Source organism: Saccharothrix sp. DSM 118769 (assembly GCF_052936295.1).
Genome location: NZ_CP193627.1, coordinates 4,087,975 through 4,110,017, shown reverse-complemented (window position 1 = coordinate 4,110,017; position 22,043 = coordinate 4,087,975). Strand labels below are relative to the sequence as shown.

General features: G+C 73.6%; 27 protein-coding genes and 1 riboswitch. Of the genes, 13 read left to right on the top strand and 14 right to left on the bottom strand.

Annotated elements, in window-relative coordinates:
* The first annotated feature begins 79 nt into the window (after positions 1-79).
* Positions 80-367, top strand: a complete 288-nt coding sequence (locus ACRAKJ_RS17950) for an isoamylase early set domain-containing protein (protein WP_438925754.1) — start codon at positions 80-82, stop codon at positions 365-367.
* 8 nt (positions 368-375) lie between these two features.
* On the opposite strand, the gene ACRAKJ_RS17945 is transcribed toward ACRAKJ_RS17950, so the two are convergent.
* Positions 376-699, bottom strand: a complete 324-nt coding sequence (locus ACRAKJ_RS17945; protein WP_438925755.1) for a winged helix-turn-helix transcriptional regulator — start codon at positions 697-699, stop codon at positions 376-378.
* Between the two features lie 129 nt (positions 700-828).
* On the opposite strand from ACRAKJ_RS17945, the gene ACRAKJ_RS17940 reads away from it, so the two are divergent.
* The 4 genes from ACRAKJ_RS17940 (at position 829) to ACRAKJ_RS17925 (ending at position 4,173) form a co-directional block, all read left to right on the top strand.
* Positions 829-1,446: an NAD(P)-binding domain-containing protein gene (locus tag ACRAKJ_RS17940; RefSeq protein ID WP_438925756.1), complete on the top strand. Its 618-nt coding sequence runs from the start codon at positions 829-831 to the stop codon at positions 1,444-1,446.
* 46 nt (positions 1,447-1,492) lie between these two features.
* A complete protein-coding gene (gene pip, locus ACRAKJ_RS17935; protein WP_438925757.1) occupies positions 1,493-2,410 on the top strand; it encodes a prolyl aminopeptidase in 918 nt (305 codons plus the stop codon).
* Between the two features lie 72 nt (positions 2,411-2,482).
* On the top strand, positions 2,483-3,373 hold the full coding sequence (locus tag ACRAKJ_RS17930) for a TIR domain-containing protein (protein WP_438925774.1): 891 nt from the start codon (positions 2,483-2,485) through the stop codon (positions 3,371-3,373).
* Positions 3,373-4,173, top strand: coding sequence for a Clp protease N-terminal domain-containing protein (locus ACRAKJ_RS17925; protein WP_438925758.1), 801 nt, complete (start codon positions 3,373-3,375; stop codon positions 4,171-4,173). Before ACRAKJ_RS17930 ends, ACRAKJ_RS17925 begins: the two co-directional genes overlap by 1 nt.
* On the opposite strand, the gene ACRAKJ_RS17920 is transcribed toward ACRAKJ_RS17925, so the two are convergent.
* The 5 genes from ACRAKJ_RS17920 to ACRAKJ_RS17900 form a co-directional block, all read right to left on the bottom strand.
* Positions 4,149-5,402 (bottom strand): serine hydroxymethyltransferase, encoded by a 1,254-nt coding sequence (locus ACRAKJ_RS17920; protein WP_438925759.1) that lies wholly within the window; start codon positions 5,400-5,402, stop codon positions 4,149-4,151. The two genes, ACRAKJ_RS17925 and ACRAKJ_RS17920, sit on opposite strands and share 25 nt — an antisense overlap.
* Before the next feature lie 28 nt (positions 5,403-5,430).
* Positions 5,431-5,517, bottom strand: a riboswitch (ZMP/ZTP riboswitch).
* 40 nt (positions 5,518-5,557) lie between these two features.
* Positions 5,558-6,544, bottom strand: coding sequence for a zinc-binding dehydrogenase (locus ACRAKJ_RS17915; protein WP_438925760.1), 987 nt, complete (start codon positions 6,542-6,544; stop codon positions 5,558-5,560).
* The gene (locus ACRAKJ_RS17910) at positions 6,541-7,185 is read right to left on the bottom strand and encodes a DUF2306 domain-containing protein (RefSeq protein WP_438925761.1); all 645 of its coding nucleotides are present in this window, start codon (positions 7,183-7,185) and stop codon (positions 6,541-6,543) included. Before ACRAKJ_RS17910 ends, ACRAKJ_RS17915 begins: the two co-directional genes overlap by 4 nt.
* A gap of 108 nt (positions 7,186-7,293) precedes the next feature.
* The gene (locus ACRAKJ_RS17905) at positions 7,294-7,962 is read right to left on the bottom strand and encodes a response regulator (protein WP_438925762.1); all 669 of its coding nucleotides are present in this window, start codon (positions 7,960-7,962) and stop codon (positions 7,294-7,296) included.
* The gene (locus tag ACRAKJ_RS17900; protein ID WP_438925763.1) at positions 7,959-9,092 is read right to left on the bottom strand and encodes a histidine kinase; all 1,134 of its coding nucleotides are present in this window, start codon (positions 9,090-9,092) and stop codon (positions 7,959-7,961) included. Before ACRAKJ_RS17900 ends, ACRAKJ_RS17905 begins: the two co-directional genes overlap by 4 nt.
* Before the next feature lie 292 nt (positions 9,093-9,384).
* Between ACRAKJ_RS17900 and ACRAKJ_RS17895 the strand changes: the two genes are divergently transcribed.
* From ACRAKJ_RS17895 to ACRAKJ_RS17875, 5 genes are all read left to right on the top strand, one after another.
* Positions 9,385-10,248 (top strand): hypothetical protein, encoded by an 864-nt coding sequence (locus ACRAKJ_RS17895; RefSeq protein WP_438925764.1) that lies wholly within the window; start codon positions 9,385-9,387, stop codon positions 10,246-10,248.
* Positions 10,245-10,904 carry an extensin family protein gene (locus tag ACRAKJ_RS17890; RefSeq protein WP_438925765.1) on the top strand — a complete coding sequence of 220 codons (660 nt, stop codon included), beginning with the start codon at positions 10,245-10,247 and terminating at the stop codon, positions 10,902-10,904. The genes ACRAKJ_RS17895 and ACRAKJ_RS17890 overlap by 4 nt, the downstream gene beginning before the upstream one ends.
* A gap of 206 nt (positions 10,905-11,110) precedes the next feature.
* Positions 11,111-11,638, top strand: a complete 528-nt coding sequence (locus ACRAKJ_RS17885; RefSeq protein ID WP_438925766.1) for a sigma-70 family RNA polymerase sigma factor — start codon at positions 11,111-11,113, stop codon at positions 11,636-11,638.
* Positions 11,616-12,374 carry a hypothetical protein gene (locus tag ACRAKJ_RS17880; protein WP_438925767.1) on the top strand — a complete coding sequence of 253 codons (759 nt, stop codon included), beginning with the start codon at positions 11,616-11,618 and terminating at the stop codon, positions 12,372-12,374. Before ACRAKJ_RS17885 ends, ACRAKJ_RS17880 begins: the two co-directional genes overlap by 23 nt.
* 104 nt (positions 12,375-12,478) lie before the next feature.
* Positions 12,479-12,907, top strand: coding sequence for a hypothetical protein (locus ACRAKJ_RS17875; protein ID WP_438925768.1), 429 nt, complete (start codon positions 12,479-12,481; stop codon positions 12,905-12,907).
* A 445-nt stretch (positions 12,908-13,352) separates the two neighbouring features.
* On the opposite strand, the gene ACRAKJ_RS17870 is transcribed toward ACRAKJ_RS17875, so the two are convergent.
* From ACRAKJ_RS17870 to ACRAKJ_RS17860, 3 genes are read right to left on the bottom strand one after another with little or no spacing between them, the layout of a single operon-like run.
* A complete protein-coding gene (locus tag ACRAKJ_RS17870) occupies positions 13,353-13,922 on the bottom strand; it encodes a bifunctional DNA primase/polymerase (protein WP_438925769.1) in 570 nt (189 codons plus the stop codon).
* 31 nt (positions 13,923-13,953) lie between these two features.
* Positions 13,954-14,262: a transcriptional regulator gene (locus ACRAKJ_RS17865; protein WP_438925770.1), complete on the bottom strand. Its 309-nt coding sequence runs from the start codon at positions 14,260-14,262 to the stop codon at positions 13,954-13,956.
* A 22-nt stretch (positions 14,263-14,284) separates the two neighbouring features.
* On the bottom strand, positions 14,285-15,187 hold the full coding sequence (locus ACRAKJ_RS17860; protein WP_438925771.1) for a Scr1 family TA system antitoxin-like transcriptional regulator: 903 nt from the start codon (positions 15,185-15,187) through the stop codon (positions 14,285-14,287).
* A 340-nt stretch (positions 15,188-15,527) separates the two neighbouring features.
* Here ACRAKJ_RS17860 and ACRAKJ_RS17855 point away from each other — a divergent pair, with 340 nt between their 5' ends.
* A complete protein-coding gene (locus ACRAKJ_RS17855; protein WP_438925772.1) occupies positions 15,528-16,382 on the top strand; it encodes a Scr1 family TA system antitoxin-like transcriptional regulator in 855 nt (284 codons plus the stop codon).
* Entirely contained in the window at positions 16,372-16,557 is a 186-nt protein-coding gene (locus tag ACRAKJ_RS17850; RefSeq protein ID WP_447009041.1) for a DUF397 domain-containing protein, read from the top strand. The genes ACRAKJ_RS17855 and ACRAKJ_RS17850 overlap by 11 nt, the downstream gene beginning before the upstream one ends.
* Positions 16,558-16,625: 68 nt before the next feature.
* On the opposite strand, the gene ACRAKJ_RS17845 is transcribed toward ACRAKJ_RS17850, so the two are convergent.
* The 5 genes from ACRAKJ_RS17845 to ACRAKJ_RS17825 all read right to left on the bottom strand — a co-directional run bounded on the left by ACRAKJ_RS17845 (position 16,626) and on the right by ACRAKJ_RS17825 (position 21,377).
* Positions 16,626-17,273 (bottom strand): hypothetical protein, encoded by a 648-nt coding sequence (locus tag ACRAKJ_RS17845; protein ID WP_438927043.1) that lies wholly within the window; start codon positions 17,271-17,273, stop codon positions 16,626-16,628.
* Entirely contained in the window at positions 17,257-17,676 is a 420-nt protein-coding gene (locus tag ACRAKJ_RS17840) for a DUF6545 domain-containing protein (RefSeq protein ID WP_438927042.1), read from the bottom strand. The genes ACRAKJ_RS17845 and ACRAKJ_RS17840 overlap by 17 nt, the downstream gene beginning before the upstream one ends.
* Before the next feature lie 350 nt (positions 17,677-18,026).
* Entirely contained in the window at positions 18,027-18,287 is a 261-nt protein-coding gene (locus ACRAKJ_RS17835; protein WP_438927044.1) for a pentapeptide repeat-containing protein, read from the bottom strand.
* 214 nt (positions 18,288-18,501) lie between these two features.
* Entirely contained in the window at positions 18,502-19,449 is a 948-nt protein-coding gene (locus tag ACRAKJ_RS17830) for a hypothetical protein (RefSeq protein ID WP_438927041.1), read from the bottom strand.
* Between the two features lie 125 nt (positions 19,450-19,574).
* Entirely contained in the window at positions 19,575-21,377 is a 1,803-nt protein-coding gene (locus ACRAKJ_RS17825; RefSeq protein WP_447009040.1) for a hypothetical protein, read from the bottom strand.
* 204 nt (positions 21,378-21,581) lie between these two features.
* Here ACRAKJ_RS17825 and ACRAKJ_RS17820 point away from each other — a divergent pair, with 204 nt between their 5' ends.
* Positions 21,582-21,959 (top strand): MmcQ/YjbR family DNA-binding protein, encoded by a 378-nt coding sequence (locus ACRAKJ_RS17820; RefSeq protein ID WP_438924327.1) that lies wholly within the window; start codon positions 21,582-21,584, stop codon positions 21,957-21,959.
* Positions 21,960-22,043: the final 84 nt, after the last annotated feature.

Sequence of the window (22,043 nt, the reverse complement as noted above, 5' to 3'; positions counted from 1 at the left end):
TCCACTTCGGACATCCAGCGGCCGTCCGGGCATAGGGTCGGGCCGTCCAGGATCGTCCCGTGGTACCCGAGGGAGACCCATGCTCCGCAACGCGCGCCTCTTTGGCTTGAAGCGCCGCGTGACCTTCTCGCTGCCGCTCGACCAGCCCGACGGCCCGGTCAGCGTGGTGGGATCGTTCAACGATTGGACACCGGGCGTGCACGAGCTCCGGCCGCGCCGCGACGGGACACGCACGGTGAGCGTCATCCTGCCACCGGGCACGCACCGGTTCCGCTACCTGGGCACCGACGGCCACTGGTTCGACGACACCGACGCGCACCAGGTCGACCACGACGGCGGCGTGATCCGGATCGACGTCCTCGGCTGAGGCCCGGGTCAGCCGGGGTCGGGCAGGAGGATCTCGTCGCCGCGCTCGTGGACCCGGCGGCCCAGGGCGTCGATCGGCCCCAGCAGGCTGCGCCCCAGCCCGGCGAGGTCGTACTCGACCCGGCCGGGCACGGGGGTCCTGACGACCAGGCCCGCGCCCTCCAGGCGGCGCAGCGTCTCGGTCAGCACCTTGGGGCGGATGCCGCCGATGGCGCGGCGCAGGTCCGCCGGGCGGCGGGGGCCGTGGCGCAGGGCGAGCAGCAGCACCGGGTTCCAGGTGTTGCCCAGCAGGTCGAACGCCTGACGGGCCCGGCAGTCGGCCAGTAGGTCCACCGCTGTCCTCCGCGGGTCGGGACGGGTCGGGACGGGTCGATACCGACAGTAGGCGTCACCGCGGGCACCGTCCGGTGCCTGCCCGGTTGCCTGGCGTCGTCCGCACCAGACGGGTCTCGGGAGGTTCCGGTGCGGATCGGCGTGGTGGGGTCGGGCGGCATGGCGCGGGCGCTGGGCGGGCGGTGGGCCGCCGGCGGGCACGAGGTGGTGGTCGGCGCGCGGTCGGCCGAGCGGGCGGGGCGGGCGGCCGAGGAGATCGGCGGGACGGCCGGGACGGCCGCCGAGGCGGTCGCGTTCGGCGACGTCGTGCCAGCGGCGGTGCCGGCCGCGGCGGCGGTCGAGGCGCTCGGCCCGGTGGCCGGGAAGGTCGTCGTCGACTGCACGAACTCGCTCGTGCCCGGCCGGTTCACGCCCGGCGACGACGGGGCGGTGCGGTTGGCGGCGGCGACCGGGGCGCACGTGGTGAAGGCGTTCAACCTGTGCCACGTGGACGTGTGGCGGCTGCCGTCGCTCACCTTCGAGGGGCGCCCCCTGGGCGTGCCGCTGTGCGGCGACCCGGCCGGGGCGAAGGAGCTGGTGGCGGAGCCGGCGCGGTCGATCGGGTGCGAACCGGTGGACGCCGGGCCACTGGAACGGACGGCGCTGCTGGAGGCGGTGACGGCGTTCTCGATCGGCCTGTGGGTGGGCGGCGGCGTGGACGTGCGGGCGATATTCCCTCCGCTCCCGGACGCTTCCGGGCTAATGTAACAGCACTGTTGTATCACCGCTGTCACACCGCCTCGGGAGGGTTCCGGTGCTGTACCCGGAGATCGAACCGCACGACCACGGCATGCTCGACGTCGGCGACGGGCACCACGTCTACTGGGAGGTGTCCGGCAACCCGGAGGGCAAACCGGTGGTCTGCCTGCACGGCGGGCCGGGGTCGGGCTCCTGGCCCCGCGCCCGCCGCTACTTCGACCCGGACGCCTACCGGATCGTGCTGCTCGACCAGCGCGGCTGCGGGCGCAGCACCCCGCACGCCGGGCAGCCCGAGGTGGACCTGTCGACCAACACCACCGACCACCTGGTCGCCGACCTCGAACTGCTGCGCGAGCACCTGGGCATCGAGCGGTGGCAGCTGTTCGGCGCGTCCTGGGGGTCGGTGCTCAGCCTGGTGTACGCCGAGCGCCACCCGCACCGGGTGACCGAGCTGGTGCAGGCGGGCATCGCCACCGGGATGCGGGAGGAGACGGACCTGCTGACCAAGGGCCTCGCGCCGATGTTCCCCGAGGCGTGGGCGCGGTTCCGCGCGTTCGCCCCGGACGGCGACGACCTGCCGTCGGCCTACCTGGCCAAGCTGCTCGACCCGGACCCGGCCGTGCACCACCGGGCGGCCGAGGAGTGGTGCCGCTGGGAGGACACCCTCGCCTCGCAGGGCGACCGCTTCGACCCCCCGGAGTACCGGCTGGCCTTCGCGCGCCTCGTCACCCACTACTGGGCGCACGGCTCGTGGCTGCGCGAGGGCGTCGTCATCGAGGAGGCGGGGAAGCTCGCGGGCATCCCGGGCGTGATCGTTCAAGGGGTGCTCGACCTGGGCAACCTCATCGGCACCCCGTGGCGGCTGGCGCACGCCTGGCCGGACGCCGAGCTGATCATGATCCCCCACGCCGACCACAGCGGCAACGACGCCATGACGGCGGCGAGGGTCGCGGCGACCGACCGGTTCCGGTAACGCCCGGGCACCGCGTGCGATGGTGTGAACGCGACCAGTAGCGCGAGTGCTCCGGAGGCCGGGTTGGGGAAGGTGTTCACCTCGCGCGCCCAAGAGGCCGTGGTCGTCGCTCGGCACGCCGTGAGACGGCGCGGCGCGTCCGTGGTCAGGCCGGAGGACCTCCTGCTGGGTCTGGTCGAGGCCAAGGGCCCGGCCGGGCGGGTGCTGGACGGCCTCGGGGTCACGTCGGCCGGCGTGCGGCGGTACCTGGGGATCAAGAAGCTGGGGTCGGGGTCGTCCGGCGAGGTCCTCCTGTCGGACGAGGTGCGCGCGGTGCTGGCCGACGCGCCCGGCCGGGCGACGGGCTCCGGGGTGGACGAGGTCGACGACGGGCACCTGCTGCTGGCGCTGCTGGACCAGGACGACCCGCGCGTGCGGTACGTCCTGAGCGCCGGCGGCGCGTCCGTGCCCCTGGTGCGCGACCGGCTGCTCGCCGCGATGAACCTCCCGCCCGCGTCGCCGCGGCGGTCGACGAAGGTGTTCGTCAGCTACCGGCGGCAGGGCACCTCGCACGTCGCCGGGCGGATCGCGGACCGGCTGGTGGACCGGTTCGGCGAGCAGGGCGTGTTCATGGACGTCGACTCGATCGGCCTCGGCACCGACTTCACCCGGGTCATCACCGACGCCGTGGCCTCGTGCACGGTGCTGCTGGCGATCATCGGGCCGGACTGGGCGGCGGTCACCGACGCGCGCGGCAGGCGGCGGTTGGAGCTGGCGGACGACCTGGTGCGGGTGGAGGTCGAGGCCGCGCTGCGGCGGGACGTGCCGGTGATCCCGGTGCTGGTGGACGGCGCGGAGGTGCCCGCCGCCGACGAGCTGCCCGACGGCCTGCGCGCGGTGGCGTCCCGGCACGGGCTGCGGGTGCGGCACGAGAGCTTCCGGCAGGACGTGGCACGGCTGCTCGACGCGGTGGCGGTGGGCTGATGGGCTGGTACACCGAGGAGGCGCGGCGGGTGTCCGCGCTGGCGCTGGACGAGGCGCACGGGCTCGGGCACGCCTGCGTCGGCACCGGGCACCTGCTGCTGGGGCTGCTCGGCGAGGGCGGGGCGGCGGCGGCCGTGCTCGTGTCGTCCGGGGTGACGCCCGGGGACTGCCGGTCGCACGTGCGGGAGGTCGGGCGCGGCGGCGTCCCGTTCTCGGGGCACCTGCCGTTCACGCCGGGCGCGAAGCGGGCGCTGGCCTCGGCCGTGCGGGAGGCGATGGCCCTGGGGCACCGGCACGTCGGCACCGGGCACCTGCTGCTGGGCGTGCTGACCGAGGGCGACGGGGTGGCGGCGGACGTGCTGGTCCGGTGCGGCGCGGAACCGGACGACGTGCGGGACCGCGCGTTCGCGGCGCTGGCGGGCGTCCCGCTCCCGCCAGCGCCGCCGCGCGCCGCCCGGCTGTACCTGAGCCACCGGCGGCACGACCTGCACCTGGCGGGGCGGATCGCGGACCGGCTCGACGACCTGGGGCGCGCCGTCGTGCCGGACGTGGCGTCGTGCGACGTGCTGCTGGCCGTCGTCGGGCCGGGGTGGACCGCGCCGGACGAGTCGATGCGCGGCGAGGTGGAGACGGCGCTCACGCGGTCGGTGCCGGTGGTCGCGGTGCTGGTCGACGGGGTGGAGCTGCCCGCCGACCAGCTGCCGGGGACGGGGTGCGTCGCGGTGCGGCACGAGACCTTCCGGGCCGACGTGGCCCGGCTGGCCGAGGCCGTCCGCTACGCCCAGCCGGGCATCGGGTAGCCGGTCATCAGGTCTGCGACCTCGGCGGCGATCCGGTCCAGCTCGTGCTCGTCGGTCGCCCTGATCGCGCGGTCGATCCACTCCGCGACCTGCGGCATGTGGTCGGCGGTCAGGCCGCGAGTGGTGACGGCGGCCGTGCCGAGGCGCACGCCGGACGGGTCGAACGGCTTGCGCGGGTCGAACGGGACGGTGTTGTAGTTCGCCTCGATGCCCGCCCGGTCGAGCGCCTTGGCGGCGGGCTTGCCACCCACGGCCCGGTTGGTCAGGTCGAGCAGCACGAGGTGGTTGTCCGTGCCGCCGGAGACCAGGTCGAAGCCGCGGTCGAGCAGGGCGGCGGCCAGCGCGCGGGCGTTCTGCACGACGGCGTGGGCGTAGAGGCCGAACGACGGGTCGAGGGCCTCGCCGAGCGCGACCGCGATGGCGGCCGTGGTGTGGTTGTGCGGGCCGCCCTGGAGGCCCGGGAAGACGGCCTTGTCGACCGGCTTGGCGTGCTCGGCGTCGGTGAGGATCATCGCGCCGCGCGGGCCGCGCAGGGTCTTGTGGGTGGTCGTGGTGATCACCTGGGCGTGCCCGACCGGCGACGGGTGCGCGCCGCCCGCGACCAGGCCCGCGATGTGCGCGATGTCGGCCACCAGGACCGCGCCGACCTCGCGGGCGATCTCGGCGAACCCGGCGAAGTCGATGGTGCGCGGGATCGCCGTGCCGCCGCAGAAGATGACCTTCGGGCGTTCGGCGAGGGCCAGGTCGCGGACGTCGTCCAGGTCGACCGTGCCGGTCTCCTTGCGGACGCCGTACTGGACGCCGCGGAACCACTTGCCGGTGGCCGAGACGCCCCACCCGTGGGTGAGGTGGCCGCCGGCGGGCAGGGCCATGCCCATGACCGCGTCGCCGGGGTCGAGGAACGCCAGGTAGACGGCCAGGTTGGCGGGCGAGCCGGAGTAGGGCTGCACGTTGGCGTGGTCCGCGCCGAACAGCGCCTTGGCCCGGCTCACGGCCAGTTGCTCGACGGGGTCGACGACCTGCTGGCCCTCGTAGTAGCGGCGGCCGGCGTAGCCCTCGGAGTACTTGTTGGTGAGGACCGAGCCGGTCGCCTCCAGGACCGCGGTGGAGACGTAGTTCTCCGAGGCGATCAGGCGGACCTTCTCGAACTGGCGCCGGGCCTCGGCCTGCACCAGGCGGGCGACCTCGGGGTCGGCCCCGGTCAACGACGGGATGGCGGGTTCGTGCACGACGGCCTCCACGCGCGCGTGAGCGCTGCCGGAGCACCCAGGCGCGCGGTGCCCGTCGGCTCAACGCTCCCCGGTGGTCCGTCCCACCCTCGGCACGCCAGTCGCGAACACCGCCGAGCCTACCCCGCCACCCCGACGCCGGGCCCCCGACCGCGTCACACGGTGATGACGACCTTGGCGCGGGCGTGCTCGTCCTCGACGTACCGGATCGCGTCGGGCACCCGGTCGAGCCCGTAGGTCCGGTCGACGACCGGCACGAGCGCCCCGGACTCGGCGAGCTCCCGCAGCGCCGCCAGGTTCGCCCGGCTCGGTCGCGCCTCCAGGACGAGCACCCGGTGCCGGCGGACGAGCGGAGCCACCAGCGCCGCCCGCAGGACGAGCCCCATGGGCCCGAGGGGCCTGCCCCCGGTGGACACCCCTCCGCCGGAGAGCAGGAGCGTCCCGCCGGGCTTGAGCGCGCGCCGGAGGGCGGTCAACGGGCGGTTGCCCACCAGGTCGAGCACGACGTCGTGGCGCCCCTCGTCGCGGGTGAAGTCGTCCTGGGCGTAGTCGATGACGTGGTTCGCGCCGAGCGAGGCGACCAGCTCCGCGTTCCGGGCGCTGCACACGGCGGTCACCTCGGCGCCGAGGTGCCTGCCGAGCTGCACGGCGAACGTGCCGACGCCGCCGGACGCGCCGTTGACCAGGACCCGCTGCCCCGGCCGCACCCGGCCGAGGTCGCGCAGGCCGACGAGCGCGGTGTTGGCGGCCAGGGGCAGCGCGGCGGCCTGCTCGAAGGTCAGGCCGGCGGGCTTGGCGTCCACCACGTCGTCGGGCGCGCACACGTACTCGGCGAACGCACCGTCGACCTCGCCGTACACCTCGTCGCCCGGCCGGAACCGGGTCACCCCGGCGCCCACCGCCGCCACCTCGCCCGCGAAGTCGGTGCCCCTGATCGCCACCTTCGGCCGGGTGAGCCCCATCGGGCCGGGCATGAGGCGCGCCAGGTACGGGTCGCCGCGCATGACGTGCCAGTCGCGGGCGTTCACCGCCGCCGCGCGCACCCGGACGAGCACCTCCCCGGCCGCGGGCGCCGGCCGGTCGACCTCGTCGAGCCGCAGCACGTCGGGCGCGCCGTACCGGTCCTGGGTGATGGCCTTCATCGTTCCTCCGCCTGTTTCGGGGTGGTGCGGGAGCGGTGCACGGCCCGTTCGGCCACGGCCGCGTTGATCAGCCAGCCGGCGAGCATCAGCAGGGCCTCGGACGTCCGGTCGAGGTCGCCGAGGACCGCCGCCCCGAGCCCGAGGGTGAACGCCTGGGTGCCGGCGGCCAGGCCGACCGCGTACGCGCGGACCATCCAGGCGCGGTGCCGGGTGAGGTCGCGGCGCCGGGCCGCGGTGACGCCGAGGACCAGGAACACCGCCCAGAGCGCGCCGAACACGACCCGGACGCCGGTGAGGAGCACGCCCCCGTCGTCCGGCCCGAGGTGGAACAGGGTCAGCCACAGCCCCGACAGCGCCGCGGCGAGACCGCAGAGGACCACCAGCCGCCCGGCCACGCGGTGCCACCGCCGCCGCCGGGCGCGGAACCGGGGCGCGAACTGGAAGGCGCCCAGGACGGCGTAGCCACTGGCCCCGATGATGTGCACCACCAGGGGCGTGCCGCCGCCACCGGGATCGCCCAGGCGGAAGGCGCCGCCGAGCACCGGGATCGCGCTGAGCGCGAGCAGCCCGGCCGGCACCAGCGACTCCCGCCCGGGCCGGGTCGCGCGCCGGGGCGCGCGCCGGGTCGCTGTTGTCGTCATGCCGCAGATCGTGGCCGCCGGGACGGGTCCGGCCCATCGGCAATCAGGCCGCCGTTCGGCCGGACCAAAGGCCGGTCCCGGGTAGTACTTCCGGCTGAGGGGCGTCCCTCAGCGGCGGGCGCCGCGCCGGACGCGGTCGGTCTCGTGGGCCCAGATGGCGATCTCGACGCGGTTGCGCGCGCCGAGCTTGTTCATCAGGCTCGTGACGTGGGTCTTGACCGTGCTCAGCGTGATGTGGAGCTGCTGGGCCACCTCGCCGTTCGTGCACCCGGCGGCCACGGCGGCGAGGACCTGCTCCTCCCGTTCGGTGAGCGCCTCGACGGGCTGCACCGGGGTCGCCGCCGGTCCGGCGCCCGCGAACGCCGCGAGCAGCCGGGCGGTGACGCTCGGGGCGATCAGCGCGTCGCCGCTCGCGGCGGCGTGCACGGCCTGGGCGAGCAGCACGGGCCCGGCGTCCTTGAGCAGGAAGCCGCGCGCGCCGGCGTGCAGCGCCGCGTAGACGTACTCGTCGAGGTCGAAGGTGGTGATCACGACGACGGCGAGCGGGTCGGCCACGTCCGGCCCGGCGAGCGCGCGGGTGGCCTCGATCCCGTCGAGCAGCGGCATCCTGATGTCGAACAGGCACACGTCGGGGCGCAGCCGGCGGGCCAGCTCGACCGCGTGCCGGCCGTCCGCCGCCTGGCCCACCACCTCGATGCCCGGTTGGGCGTCGAGGATCATCGTGAGGCCGGTGCGGACGATCTCCTGGTCGTCGGCGACGACGACGCGGACGCTCACGCGGGCACCCCGGTGCGCGGCAGCACGGCGGTGACCGTCCAGCCGCGGTCCGGGTCCGGGCCCGCCTCGCAGGTGCCGCCGAGCAGGCCGGCGCGCTCGGCCATGCCGATCAGCCCGTGCCCGCGCACGGTGGCCGGGCGGGCGGGGCTCTCGCCGTCGTCGCTGACCCGCAGGTGCACCGAGCGGTCGTCGGCGACCACGCGGACCGCGATCCGGGTGGCGTGCCGGGCGTGCCGCAGGGCGTTGGTGACGGACTCCTGGGCGAGCCGGTAGACCGCGGTGCCGACCGACGGCGGCAGGTCCTCCACGTCGCCCACGACCTGCACGTCGACCTCCGGGCCGGGGTGCGGGCGCGCGGCGAGCCGCCGGAGGTCGGCGACGTGCGGGGTCGGGGCGAGGTCGACCGGCTCGTCCGCCCGCAGCACGCGGACCATGGCGCGCATCTCGGCGAGCGCCCGGGACGCCTCGGACTCGATCACGCGGAGCGCGTCGACCGCGGCGTCCGGGTGCGCGGCGGCGGTGGCGAGCCCGGCCTGGGCGCGGATGGCCATCGCCGAGACGTGGTGGGCGACGGTGTCGTGCAGGTCGCGGGCGAGCCGCTCCCGTTCCAGCAGCGCGACCTGCTCCAGCTCGCGCGTGCGCGCCCTGACCCGGTACCGCAGCGCCGCGCCGAAGGCGCAGGCGGTGCACAGGACGACCGCGCCGCCGAGCGAGTCGCCGAGGCCGACGGCGCCGAACGCCCACGAGGACCCGAGGTTGGCCAGCAGGACCAGCGACCCGAGCGCGGCCTCCCGGCCCGATCCCCAGCGGTACAGCGCGAACGGCAGGAGGAGCAGGTAGGCCATGCTGTTCAGCTCGGGTTGGAGGTCGGTCACCGGCGGGACGACCGCGCAGACGCCGAAGGCGACCACGACCGCGTGCAACGGCCTGGTCCGCCGCCAGAGGAGCGTGGGCAGCAGCCCGGCGGTGATCACCGCGGAGAAGACGGGCGACGCCAGGTCCGTCCGCAGCGCGCTCTCCAGGACGACGGCCGCGACGAGCACGGCGATCAGGGCCCGGTCCCACCGGGTCGGCGACGGCGGGTGCGGCGGGCGCGGCTCGTCCCACAGGGACCGCAGGAGGTCGTGCACCGGCTCAGGGTACGGGCAGCGCGTCCGCCCCGGGACCGGTCGGGGGCACGATCGGGAGGCGCAGTCAGGGAGGCACGGCCGGGGGCGCGATCGGGGAACACGGTCGGTGAACACGGTCGGGGAGCACGGTCGCCGCGGCCGGCGCGGCCCGGCGGGGATCGTCCCGCGGGGTGGCGCGTTTGGGCGGAACGGTCCATTGCCCGACTGCCCCGGTGGATCAATACTCGGGTTGGAAATCTTCCAACCGGCTTAGCGCCACGTCAGCGTTTCCCCCTGCCCCGAAAGGACTGACGTGCTCGATCGGCGAAAGTTCGTGCTGGGCGCCGCCGTCACGGCGACGCTCGGCACCACGGTCACGACAACACTCGCGGGCCGGGCGGCGGCTGCTCCGGCACCCGCCGTCCCGGCCGTCGGCGCCGGCTCCCCCACCAGGTCGGCCGGGGTCTTCACGGACCCCGCCGGCACCGCGTTCGCCCTGGTCCACCTCGACGGCGCCTGGGTGCTGGTCGACGTCGACGGGTCGGTGCGGATCACCACCGGGCTCGCCGGCGCGGACCTCGTGGACGTCGCCACCGACGGCGACCGGGTCGTGGCGGTGGGCGCGCTCAGCGGCGACCCGACCGCGGCGATCTGGGAGTCCACCGACGGCACGACCTGGCGCGAGGCGCGCCGGCTGCACGGCGTGCGCTCCGAGTTCACCGCCGTCGGCGGCGGGCTGGCGCTGGGGTCCGTGGTGAAGCAGGAGCGCGCGTCGCTGGTGCGCATCGCGGCCCGCCGCACCGCCGGCGGCTGGTCGACCGTGCCCGTCCGCGGCCTGGAGTGGACGGACGGGATCAAGGCCACCGCGGTCGCGCGGACCTCCGCCGGCTGGGTCGCGGCGGCGGTCGGCACCGCCGGGACCGTGCTGCACACCTCGCGCGACGGGGTCACCTGGAGCGCCCGGTCCGGCCTGGACGAGGTCGCGGTGCGCGGCCTCACCCCCGAAGGCCACTGGGTCGGCAACGACGTGGTGGACGCGACGCCGCTCGCGGGGACCCTGGACGCCGGTCGGCGGCGACCGGACGTGCCCGCCGACGCGAAGGCCCTGGGCGTCGTCGGCGCCCGCACCGGCTGGCTGGCCGGTGGCCGCCTGATCACCGCGGAGGCGGCCCGATGATCACGTTCCAGAACATCGACGGCACGCCGGTCTACTACTGGCGGTCCAGCCGCGGCAACACCACCGCGCGCAACTGGCAGGTGACCCAGGGGTTCTACGACAGCCTGGTGCTGTGGATCAGGGACCTGCGGTCGCTGTCGTCGGCCTACGGGAGCATCACCTACCTGGTGTCGGCGGGGTTCTACGTGAACAAGCCGGGCGAGCACGGTACCGGAACCGCGATGGACCTCGACCACGTGCGCTGGAGCGGCGGGCAGACGATCTCGCCGCTGGACCGGCACCACGCGTCGAGCACGGTCGCGACGCGGCGCCGGTACCTGGCCGTGGACGCGGTGTGCCGGCGGCGGTTCCGGTTCGTGCTGGACGGGTGGTACAACGCGGCGCACGAGGACCACATCCACTCGGACTTCGGCGGGCTGCCCGTGCGGTGCGTGACGGGGTCGGAGAGCGACACGAAGTTCGTGCAGGCGCTGTGCAACAACTTCATGTCGTCCGGCCTGTCGGTGGACGGCATCTGGGGTCCGCTGACGACGAGCGCGTTCGCCACCGCGAAGTCGCGGCTGGGCGTGACGGGCGACCCGCACACCAGCAGCGCGGCGTGGCAGACCTTCCTGTCCGCGGCGGCGCGCAAGGGGTTCGCGAACCAGGCTTTCTAGGCCGCGGGTGAGGCGCCGCCGAACCGCCGGGCGCGCCGAACCGGGGCGGATGCCGTGCTCCCCCGCACGGCATCCGCCCACCCCCCGTCCGGCGTGGTGCACTTCTCACACGCTTCGGGGGGCGCTCCCGTATGACCGCGCCGGGAAGATTCTTTCCACCTGTTCGGCCGCTGGCCGGGCAGCCCCCGCCCAGTAGCGTCGGCCGGGTGGACGACGTCGCCGAGTTCGACGCGGTCTTCACCGGGGTCCTGTCCCGGCTCTACTCGCGGGTCGCCGCGCTGGTGGGCAACGCGGTCCTGGCCGACGACCTGGTGCAGGAGGTCTACGTGCGGCTGCGCGCCACCGAGCGCCGGGAGCGCCGCTTCGTGGAGCACCCCAACCCGTACGGCTACGCCCTCACCGCGGCGATCAACCTGGCGCGCTCGCACTGGCGGTCGCAGCGGCGGCTGGTGCCGCTGGAGGACGGGTGGTCGCCCGCCGTGGACGGCGGGATGTCCGACGCGGAGGGCAGGCACGACGCGGCCCGGCTGCTGGGTTCGCTGTCCGCGAAGGAGGCGGCCGTGGTCGTGCTGGTCGACCTCGACGGCCACACCCTCGACGAGGCGGCGGAACTGCTGGGCGTCCACCGGGGCACGGCGCAGCGCAACCGGCTGCGCGCCCTGACCAAGCTGCGGGAGCGCCTGGCCCGGCAGGGTGACGCGGTGCGGGGTGATGACGGTGCCCGTGCCCGGTGACGACCTCGACGACGTGGCCGTCCGCCTGCGCGAACGGCTCCCCACCTCGTCCGGTCCCCCGCCGCCGGGCCTGCTGTGGAAGGCCCGGCAGCGCTACGACCGCTGCCGCCGGCGACGCCACCGCACCCGGCTCCTGGTCGCGGTGGGCGTCACCGCCGTGCTGGCCGCTGCGGGCGTGTCGCTGCCGCGCCTGGTGGGCGGGCACGGCGCGGAACCCGGCGCACCGCCGTTCGCGGTGGACGGGCCGTGGCGACCGTGGGACGGCCCGACCGGCGACGGCGGCGCGTTCACCCTCGGCCGCTGCGCACCGCCGCGCGGCTCGGCGGACTGGGCGAGGCAGGCGCCGTCCGGCGGCTGGGCGCAGAACGGGTGCGACGGCCTCTACACCGTCGTGGTGCACACCGGCGGCGGGACCCGCGCCGGCGCGGACTGGACGTTCGCGGTGCCCACCGTCCGGGCCGCCGCGCTGTGCGCGGTGCGGATCTACATCCCCGACTCGGGCGACGCGAGGTCGACCGTCCGCTACGACCTGTACCCGTACACGGCCAGTTGGGGCGCGCGGCCGAGCACGTGGTCGTTCGAGCTCCGGCAGGGCCTGTTCCGGGGGCGGTGGGTGGAGTACGACGCCGCCCTGCCCCTCGCCGACGGGACGGGCCAGGTCGTGCTGCGCGCCGGGCCGAGCGGCACGTCCTCGTCCAGGGTGGTGGCGGACGCGGCGCAGCTCAGGTGCCGGTGACCAGGTGCCCGCGGGGCGGGTGAACCGCCGGCCCCGCCGACGACGAACACCCGTCGAACGCGCTCGGTCCGCTCGGTCCGCTCGGTCCGAGGAACGGGGGAACCGTGGACGACACCGCCGCCTGCACCGCCACCCGCTACGCCAACCAGCTGCACGCCACCGTGGAGCGCCTCGCCCTGCGCAGGGGCTGGCCGCTCGTGCTGTCCGGCGGCAACGTCCACCTGCCCACCGGGCACGGCGTGGCGGGCCTGCTGGTGGACGTCCGCCTGGCCTCTCCGGTGCGCGCCGACGTGCCGGTGCTCGCGCTGTCGCCCACCCTGTGGGCGTTCCTGGTCGACCCGGCCCGCGCCCTCCGCCCCGTCCTGCCGGCGGGTGTGCTGCTGCTCGACGGCGGCCGGTACCTGCCGCTGCCGCCCAGCGTCACCGCCGACGGCCCGGTCCGCTGGGTCCGCGAGCCGCGCGACGCCCTGCCCCGCCTGGCCGAGGTGCTGGACCTGCTGACCCCGACGGTGACCCTCCGCCGGTCCCGCTGACACCTTTCTTCCCGACGCCGGGCGGGGTCGACGACTGCTGACCGGCTTCCCGACGCCGCAGCGCACCACCCTGCGGCTCAGGGCTCAGCCACGACGGCCCGGCCGACGTGACGGGTACCGACTCGTGGCGCGATCACCTACCTGCCATGCCGTCGCCGGGAGGTCGCAGGTCTGGGAGGGCGTCGTAGTAGGTCGAGACGAGCGCCTACGCGGACACGGGGTCCACGGACAGTTGCGTCCTGGCTTCGGCGAGGTGGCTCACCGCGTTGGTGTCGTCGGTAGCGGTGCGAAGCCGGTCGATCATCGTTCCGGAGCACTCACAGAACGACCGGACCAATGTCAAACTTTTGACTGGCTATAGCCCCGTCTCCCGTTTTGCCAGGTAGGAAGCTCACAACATCCCGTTGGACCGCACCCGGCATGGGTGAAGCCCCGGTGTCCGGCCTCATGCAGCCGTCTTGAGGGTGCGGATGAGGTCACCCAGCTCATCGCCCAGGAGCAGGACGTTGCCCGCCTCTTCGGGGGAGACGAGCCAGGTGACAGCGGTTTCGCTCATGGCGCTCGGCGGCAGCGGAAGCGTCACGCCGTCGTTGACCACCCTCGCTTCATCGCTGAACGGCACCTGGGAGAGCGGCGGTCGAACGAGGAAGAAGGCGAAGGGCATGGCAGGGATGAGCAGCACGGGCGTCGGCCTGGCGGTGAACCACGGGTGCTCCACCACGGCCTCGACCAGCGACTCGTAGACCGAGACGGCACCCACGGCACCGCCGATGACGGTGAGGACGAGCGGCGCGTCAGGCCCCGGAACGGACCACCACTCGCGGATGAGCGCGGTGTCGGTGGTCGCCTCCGCGACCGGGCGCAAGTACGGGCTGGTGACCGGCCCGCCGGTCACCGGGTCGACGAAGCGCCCTTCGCGCCAGATCGCTCCCGGTAGAACGGGCCAGCCCAGAGCGGCGTAGTCCAGGGCCGCCCGGTAGGCGGCCGATTCGGTGCCTCGCGCTGCGTCGGTCATTTCCCGACCTTCCTCTTCGGTCCTGTCGAACTCACCACTGCCGGGCGGCGCTTTCCTTGTGCCCGTTGATCAGCGCTCGACCTGCGTCGACGCCCGGCATCAGCACCAGGTTCGGCCCTCTGGTCACCTCGAAGTAGCGGTCGAACCTGGCGAACACCGCGACCGCTCCGGCGATGAACCCCGCTCCCGGGTCCAAGTCGCCCGCCAGGACTCGGCACACCGTGGAGCGGTGCACGCCCAGCGCCCGGGCCAATGCGTAGTCGGATGCCAACCCGGCAGCCTTGCGCGCTTCGCCGAAGTCGTCGCGCCGAAGCCGGACGCGGTAGACGGAGGGTTCCACCTGTGCCTCCTCGGCCGGCCGGTCAGCGGCTCAGAGTGGTGCTTGGCCACTCGGCCGTGTGACCGTTCTCGTACCACCCGGACGCCCGCTCGATGAACCGCCGCGAGTCGTCCACCGACAACGCCGCCTCCCTGAGGACTTCGCACTGCCACCGGTACGCCTCCAGCACCGAGTCCTCCTCCAGGAAGGCCGTCGCCCCGTTCATCTCGACGCAGACCAGGGGCTTCATGTGCCCCGGCAGGGTGAGGACCGAGAACGTGCCGCTCTCCAACACCAATGCCGCCGCGACCTCGTCCGGGATCACGCGCACGCGCACGCCGCCTGAGTTGACCACCAGGCGCAGGTAGACCAACTGGTGCGCCAGGATCTCGGCGTTGTCGACGCGGGGTTTGAGCGCGGACTCGTTGACGAAGAACTCCACCTCCTTGCCCTCGACGCGGATGCGGCGGTCGATGCGGGCCTGGATCGCGGCGCCGAGGTCCCGTTCGGCCGGTCGGCGAACGCTCAAGACCGCCCGCGCGTAGTCGTTCGCCTGGAGGACGGCGGGGACGACGAGCGGGTTGTAGTGCACGATCTCCACGGCGAGCCGTTCGTGCAGGGCCAGTGGTAGGAGGTTGTCGGCCGGACGACCGGCGTGCACGCAGACGAACCCGTTCGTCCTGTGGTTGCGGCCCATCTGGACCAACTGCTCGCGAGTGGCGGCGTCTACTCCGCAGAAACCCAGCAACGCGCCCAATTCGGCGTCCGACGTGCAGCGGTTGCCCGTCTCCAACTTCGACAGCTTGGCAAGGCTCCACCCCAGCCCTGCGGCCACCACGGAGGACCTGCGGTCGCCGCGCAGGAGGCGAAGCTCTTCACCGAGCCACCGGGTGTACGCGGTGCTCGACCGCCGTGGCTGCTGCACTTCGTCTTCAGGGGTTTCCATAGGTGTTCTGACCTCGTAATTCTCGATGGTGTAGGTGAAGGTGCATCCCTTCACCTCCAGAGGCAGGGGCGAGGTGGGGGCCTCCAGCAGCGAACTGCCTTCGCAGGACCGCCGCCAGGGTCGGGGTAGCCCCCACCTCGCGATTTGTGCGGACGGGTAGGGGCGCCCTTGGGACGAGCGCGCCGGGTGCGAGGGACACCGGTCGGTGCTTCACCTCGACGCGCTACGGTTGCCCCTACCCGCAGATGCAGACGCTACCATTTGCGGAACCGCAAATCAGCATCTGCGTTCGGGTGATGTCGATGCAAAAAGCGCTACGCAGAGTGGTTAAGGTGCAGATATGGCAGTAGGGACCACGCGGGCGAAGCGACGACTCGGACGGCACGTCCGCCCGATCATGGATCGGGCCGGGCTGAAGCCCGCCGAGTTGGCGAAGCTCGTCCGGACGTCTCGCGACACGGTGGACCGGATGCTGACCGGTGCGAACCTGCCGCGCTACCCGACGCTCGTCGCGATGTTGACCTTGATGAAGGCGACCGAGGCGGAGATCGCCGAGGGCACGGCGCTCTGGGAACGCGCGAGCAAGGACGCCGTCGTGGTCGCGCACGCTGCGACTCTGCCGCCGAGCTACCTGCGATTCCGCATGGACGAGGGCGAGGCGATCCACGAGCGGACGCTCGACCAGCAGATCGTGCCCGGCCTCCTGCAACTCGGCGGCTACGCCGAGGCACTCGGCGAGCGTGCGCGTGCGCTCACCGCCGGAGAGGGCTGGACGGCGCAAGCGGCGGCCGAGCGGCGTGACCGACAGACCCTCCTCGACCGCGCGGACTTCCGGCTGCACGCCCTGGTCGACGAGGCCGCTCTCCACAGGGTCGTCGGCGGGCGCGAACTCATGGCGGCGCAGCTCGACCACCTGCGCGTGGTGGCTGCCCAGGACAACGTCACGATCCAGGTGATCCCGTTCGGGGCGAGAGCTTACGGACTGCACTTCGCCGCGCTGACGCTGCTCAGCTACCCGGAGCCGGACGAGCCGCTGTCGGCCTACGTCGAGGAGCACTCGGGCATCAGGCCGGTGGACGATGTGGACGTGGACGGGCTGGCCGCGGCGTGGGACGACGCGGCGAAGCTCGCGCTCAACCCCGAGCAGTCCGCGAAGCTCATCGAAGAAGTGAGGGACACCAGGTATGCAGCCTGACGAGCAGTTGAGCTGGCGGAAGTCGAGCCGCAGCTCCAGCAACCCCAACTGCGTCGAGCTGGCGATCACGCCCGACGAGACGCGCGTCCGGGACACCAAGCTGCCCACGGGCGGGACACTGCGGTTCCGGCCAGGCGCGTTCGCCACCTTCCTGAAGGGCCTGAAGACCCAGTAGCGCGTAACCGGAAAGTGGCGAAGAGGCGGGGTGCCCCGGGTGGGGCACCCCGCCTTCGTGTCGACCGGTTACACGAGGCTGGTCGCCAGCCACCAGTACGGCAGGCCACCCACGAGCAGGCCGACGACGGTGCCGGCGGTGACCTGCGGCGTCGTGTGGTCGCCCAGCTCGACCCGGGACCACGCGACCAGCACCACGGCGAGGCCGACGAGGGCGAGCCACGGCCCGTAGGCGACCGCGAGGATCACCGCCGCCCCGGCGGCGACGGCCGCGTGCATCGAGATCTTCCACCCCCGCGCGCCGCGCACGGGCAGGGCGAAGGTGATGGCGATGCTGACCACCAGGGTGGCGAACATCGCCAACGAGAGCGCGACCATCTCCTTCGGCGCACCACCGAGCAGGAGCGCGGCGATCCCGACGCCGAGCGACGTGGTGCAGGCGATGAACGGGACGACCCGCCCCTCGCGGTTGGTCACGTGGTGGCTCTCCCACCGGCCGCGTCGAGCGCCCCGGATGATGATCGCCATCGGGATGACGGAGCCGGTGATCCCGACGACGAGCCCCCACAGCAGGGTGCGCGGGACGTCCCCCGTCGCGTGCCAGGCGATCAGCAGGGGAAGCGCCAGCACCCACACCCAGGGCGCGAGCACCTCGGTGGCGAGCCGCGCGACGCGTCGGCGCAGGGGCTTGCTCGTGGCTTCAGCGGACGTGGTCATGCTGTTCCCGGAACTCCTTGACGGCGTGGCTCACGACTTCCGAGCCGGTGAAGGCGTCCGCGATTCGGACGAGCTGGGCGACGTCGTCCGTCGCTCCGACGACGATGGGTGCGGTGGTGATCGGCGGCAGGTCCCGCCGCCTGGCTTCGAGCGCAACCGCGATGGCCGCGGCTTCGGCGGTCGCGCGTGCCTCCTCCTCGGACAGGCCGAGTTCGTCGGCTCGGCGTCGGACGCACGTCTCGACCTCGGGGTCGAGGTAGGCGTGCAGGGGACCGATGAGCACGTCGCGGATCTCGGTGACGCGGATGCGGAGCCGGTCACCGCGGCTGAGGCGTAACCGTGGGAGACCGCGGTCTTGTCGGAACCGGGCCGCCCAGCACGACCAGGCTGCGGAACGGGGCACGGGTGTGCAGACCGACCAGATCGTCGACCGATCCGGTCTTCTCCTCGCCGACGGGCGGCGAAGCTCTCCAGCGCAACTCCAGGCGGGGTTTCTCCGAGTAGCGCCGGAACGCCTCGGCACCCAGCCTGGTCGCTGTCCGCGCGGCGAGTTCGTCGGCGACTTCCCGCGGTGATCTCCTCGGCGGGACCGCGGGCCACCGCCGTCCCCGCCCACGGGCGATCGAGGCGACCCGCTCCGGTGCTCCACGACCGGGGTGCCCGACACCTGTCACGAGCAGAACGGCGACGAGGGCCGCCCCCACACCCGCCGTACCGGAGCCGGCGTGCTTCTCCAACGACGTGCCGCCCCGGTCACCACCATGCGCCGTGGGTCGCCGGGGTGACGGTCGTGCCCGCGACTTTCGTGCCCTCATCGTGCAGGGCCTCGGTGAGATCAGCCCCGCTCAGGTCCGCCCCGCTCAGGTCCGCCCCGCTGAGGTCGGCGCCGCGCAGGTCGGCTCGCCTGAGGTCGGCATTGGCCAGGTTCGCGCCGTAGAAGTACGCCGCCGCGAGGTCTGCGCCGGAGAAGTTGGCGGGACTCAGGTCGGACCGCTCGAACGTGGCCCTGGCCAGCCGGGCGTCGACGAACTCACCCGTGCGCAGGCAGGTGCGCCGCAGGTCGATGCGGACGCTGTTGTCCGAGGTGGGGTCGCGGCGACCCAGGACGCGGATCGCCGCCTGGAGGTCAGGGCTGAGCGCCTGGTGCGGACAGGTGATGGGGCTGTACGAGTCCGCGGTGGTCGTGGTGGGGGCGGTGGTGCGGCTGTCAGCGCCCCCGGTTCGGCCGTCAGCGCTCGTGGTCGAGTTCGCGGAACGCCTCGGTCAGCGCGCCGAGGTAGGTGGTGTCGGTGGTCGTCGACCTGCGCCGCGTGCCGATCGCGGTGCGGCTGGGCGGCGGTTCCACCGTCTCCCACGCCCGGTGGTCGCCGATGTCGTCGCGGCAGCGGATCACGATGGTGGTGGCCGGGAGGGTCAGCTCGTGCTCGTGGACGCGGAAGGGCGCGACGTCCTCCTCCAGGCCGGTGCCCTCCAGCACCGCCAGCAGGACCGCGGCCCGGCCCAGGGCGGCGCGGTGGGCGTACTCGTCCTGGTCGGGCGGCGGCAGGACGATGACGACCCGCGACTGGAGGTGGCGGCGGGCGATCTGGCGCACCTCCCAGGCGAAGCCCTCGCCGAAGTCCCGGTCCGGGGGCAGCACGAGCACGATGACGCGGGCGTTGCGGATCAGCCGCAGCGCCACGGTCTGCCACTCCTCGTCCCCGACGCGCACCAGGACCGGGCCGGGCGGGGCGAACGCGGTGCGCTGGTCGACGATGCCGCAGGTCGGCAGGTCGAGCGCGGACCGGGCGGCGGCGGTGACGACCTGCTCGACGGTCGCGTTGCGGGTGAACGGCTGACCGCCGACGCGCTGCTTGCGGCCCATCGCCCTGGGCAGCACGACCTGGCCGTCCCGCCCGAAGGGCCGCAGCACGAGGCAGAAGTCCCGGCCGGAGCCCAGCAGGTCGGGCAGGTACTCCTCGTGCCGCGGGGTCGCCGACGACCGGGTGTACCGGGTGGCGCCGACGACGATCATGACCAGGCCGGAGAGCGCCATGCCGAGCACCGCGCCGCTGCGGGCGACGGCCTCCCAGCCGTCGAGCGACAGGAGCGCGGCGCCCACCACCAGTCCGGCACCCAGCACCAGCAGCCCCCGGACCCCGGTGAACCGGTAGAACCGCAGCAGAAGCGCTTTCACCTCCGGGCCTCCCCCAGTCGACCGCTCACCGGGGACGTCGACCGACGGGGCCGCGCCGTTACCGGTGGGGACGCGGGCACGTCCCCACCGGCCCGGTTCGGCGGGGCCCGGTCAGCGGAGCGCGGTCAGCGGGGCGCGGTGGTGGGTCCGACCGGGCGGGCCGGCGGCAGCACGTCGCGCATCGACCTCATCACCGTCAGGTCCGGGTCGACCTGCTCGACCAGCGGCTGCGCGGTGAGCACCACCGGTGGCGCCAGGACCGGCGCGGGCTCGGGCGTGACCGGCAGCAGGTCGGAGTCCGCGTAGTCGACGTCCACGTCGACCGACACCTCGTCGCCGCCGATCTCGCGGGTGATCCACGGGCCGGACTCGACGAGCTGCTTGAGCGTCTTGACGTGCAGGCCGTTGATCCGCTCCAGGTACCACTCGTCGGCGGGCATCGACCCCATCCGGCCGGTCAGCCGCGCCTTGATGTCCTTGACGCGCCCGAACAGCACCTCGGTCAGCGCGGCCCGGTCGAAGGGGCCCTCCAGGCCGTCGCGCAGCCGGTCCTCGATCAGCCTCGGCATCCCGTCGTCGTCGGGCATGACCATCGTGGTCCACGCCCGCGACTTCTCCCGGTACTGGAGCTGCTGCATCAGGCCCTCGTGCGCGGAGAAGTCCGACGACCGGAACTGGCGGCCCTGCCATTTCGAACGCAGCGTGCCCGCCAGCGACAACGCGCTCTTCACCCCGGTGTTCAGGCCGCGACCGGGCCAGAAGTGCAGCGAGTTGGCCGCGTCGCCGATCAGGAACCCGAACGTCCCCGGACCGAGCTGCGCGGTGAAGCGGGCGTTCTGCGTCATGGACAGGTTGAACATGGTGATGCCCAGGATGTCGCGCGGCGCGGCCCCGAACAGGCGCGCGCCGTCGAGGATGCGCGGCCACAGGAACGACAGGCGGTCCACCGAGGGCTTGAAGATCGCCCGGTGCCGGTCGCACACGAACCGGTCCCCGCGCGGCAGCATCATGCAGCGGTACGTGCGGATGCAGTCCACCGGCGCGTTCTCGCCGATCGCGACGATCTCCGAGGCTTCCTCGGCGGTCAGCCGCATGTTGATGAACCCGCCGCCGAGCGAGTTGAACAGGTACCGGTTCTGCCCCACGGTCAGCGGCACGGTGTGCTCGTCGGGGAAGTTGCCCTTCACCCGGATGCCCAGCACCGTCTCCACCAGCTGCTCGCCGTCGACCGAGTAGAAGTTGCGGTCCGGCGTGCCGAAGTGGTCCTTGAGCGCGGCGCGGGTGGGCGAGTTCGCGCCGTCCGCGACGACCAGGATGTGCGTGTCGCCGAACGTCTTGGGCACCTCGTAGCGGCCCGGCACCAGCTCGATGCCGTACAGGTCCTGCGCCATCTCCAGCAGGGCGTCCTCGACCCAGCGGATCTTGATGTTGCGCGGCCGGCCCTTGCCCTCCGGCGAGTCCGGGCCCAGCGGCCACATCTCGGCGAACCGGCCGTCCACGAACAGGCGCTTCCGCACCTGGTGCGGCAGGGTCGACCACACGTTGCTCTGGAGCGTCACGACCTGCTCGCGCCGGAAGTTGCCCTCGGCCTGGCCCAGCCACACGACCTTGTTGCCCTGGCGCTTCCACCGCCGGTCGTGGATGCGGATCACGACCTGGTCGCCCATCATCGCCCGCAGCGTGCAGGCGAAGGACAGCCCGACCGGGCCGCCGCCCACCACGTCCACCCGGAGCGGCTCGCGCCCGCTGGGCAGCGGGTCGAGCTTCTTGAACAGGCCGGTCGCCCAGTCGGCGGCCGGCGCGGCCGGGACCGCGGCCTGGACCGGCGCCGGGGCCTGGATCGGGGTTCGGCCCTGCTGCCGTTCGACGCGCTGAGGCATCCTGATCAGCTTCGTCCGCTCCGCACCGTTGTGCTCTGCGCTGCTCATGCCCGGGCCGACCCCTTCGCGACGTTCATCGGTGTATGCCTCCCACACGTACGGTGACCCGGAACGGTTCACACGACTGTCCGGATACGCCGATCGTGCTCTGGATACATCCGAACGGCGGTACTTCCGCGAGTGGGAGGCGATCAACCTAGCCCGCCGTGCACCGCCCTATACTCCTGGGCCTGGAACTGACCGGGGGCTGCGGTGTCTGTGCGTGATGGGGAGTTCTTCGAGGTCGTGGACGCGCTCGTCGACGTGGAGCGGTCGGTCGGCGACCAGTACACGTCGTTCTCCGTGCGCGGCAAGCGGTTCGGCTACTACTGGCCGCGCACGCGGACCGTCGGTCTCAAGCAGACGCTGTCCGAGCAGCGGGCGCTGGTGGCCGAGCGGCCCGACGTGTTCGAGGAGCAGTTCACCTCGGGCGGGTTCGGCTGGGTCGTGGTGCGCCTGGACGGCGTCGAGCTGGACGAACTGTCCGAACTGGTCTTCGAGGCGTGGCGGCTGTCCGCACCGGACGACCTGGTGGCCGAGGTGCCCGACTGGGCCGAGCGCCCGCCCAACACCCTCCTCCCCGCCCCCTGAGCCCACCACCCAGCCCCGAGAGTCCAACGCTCAAGACCCGCGAGTCCAACGCTCAAGACCGGTGAGTCCAACGCTCAGGACGGG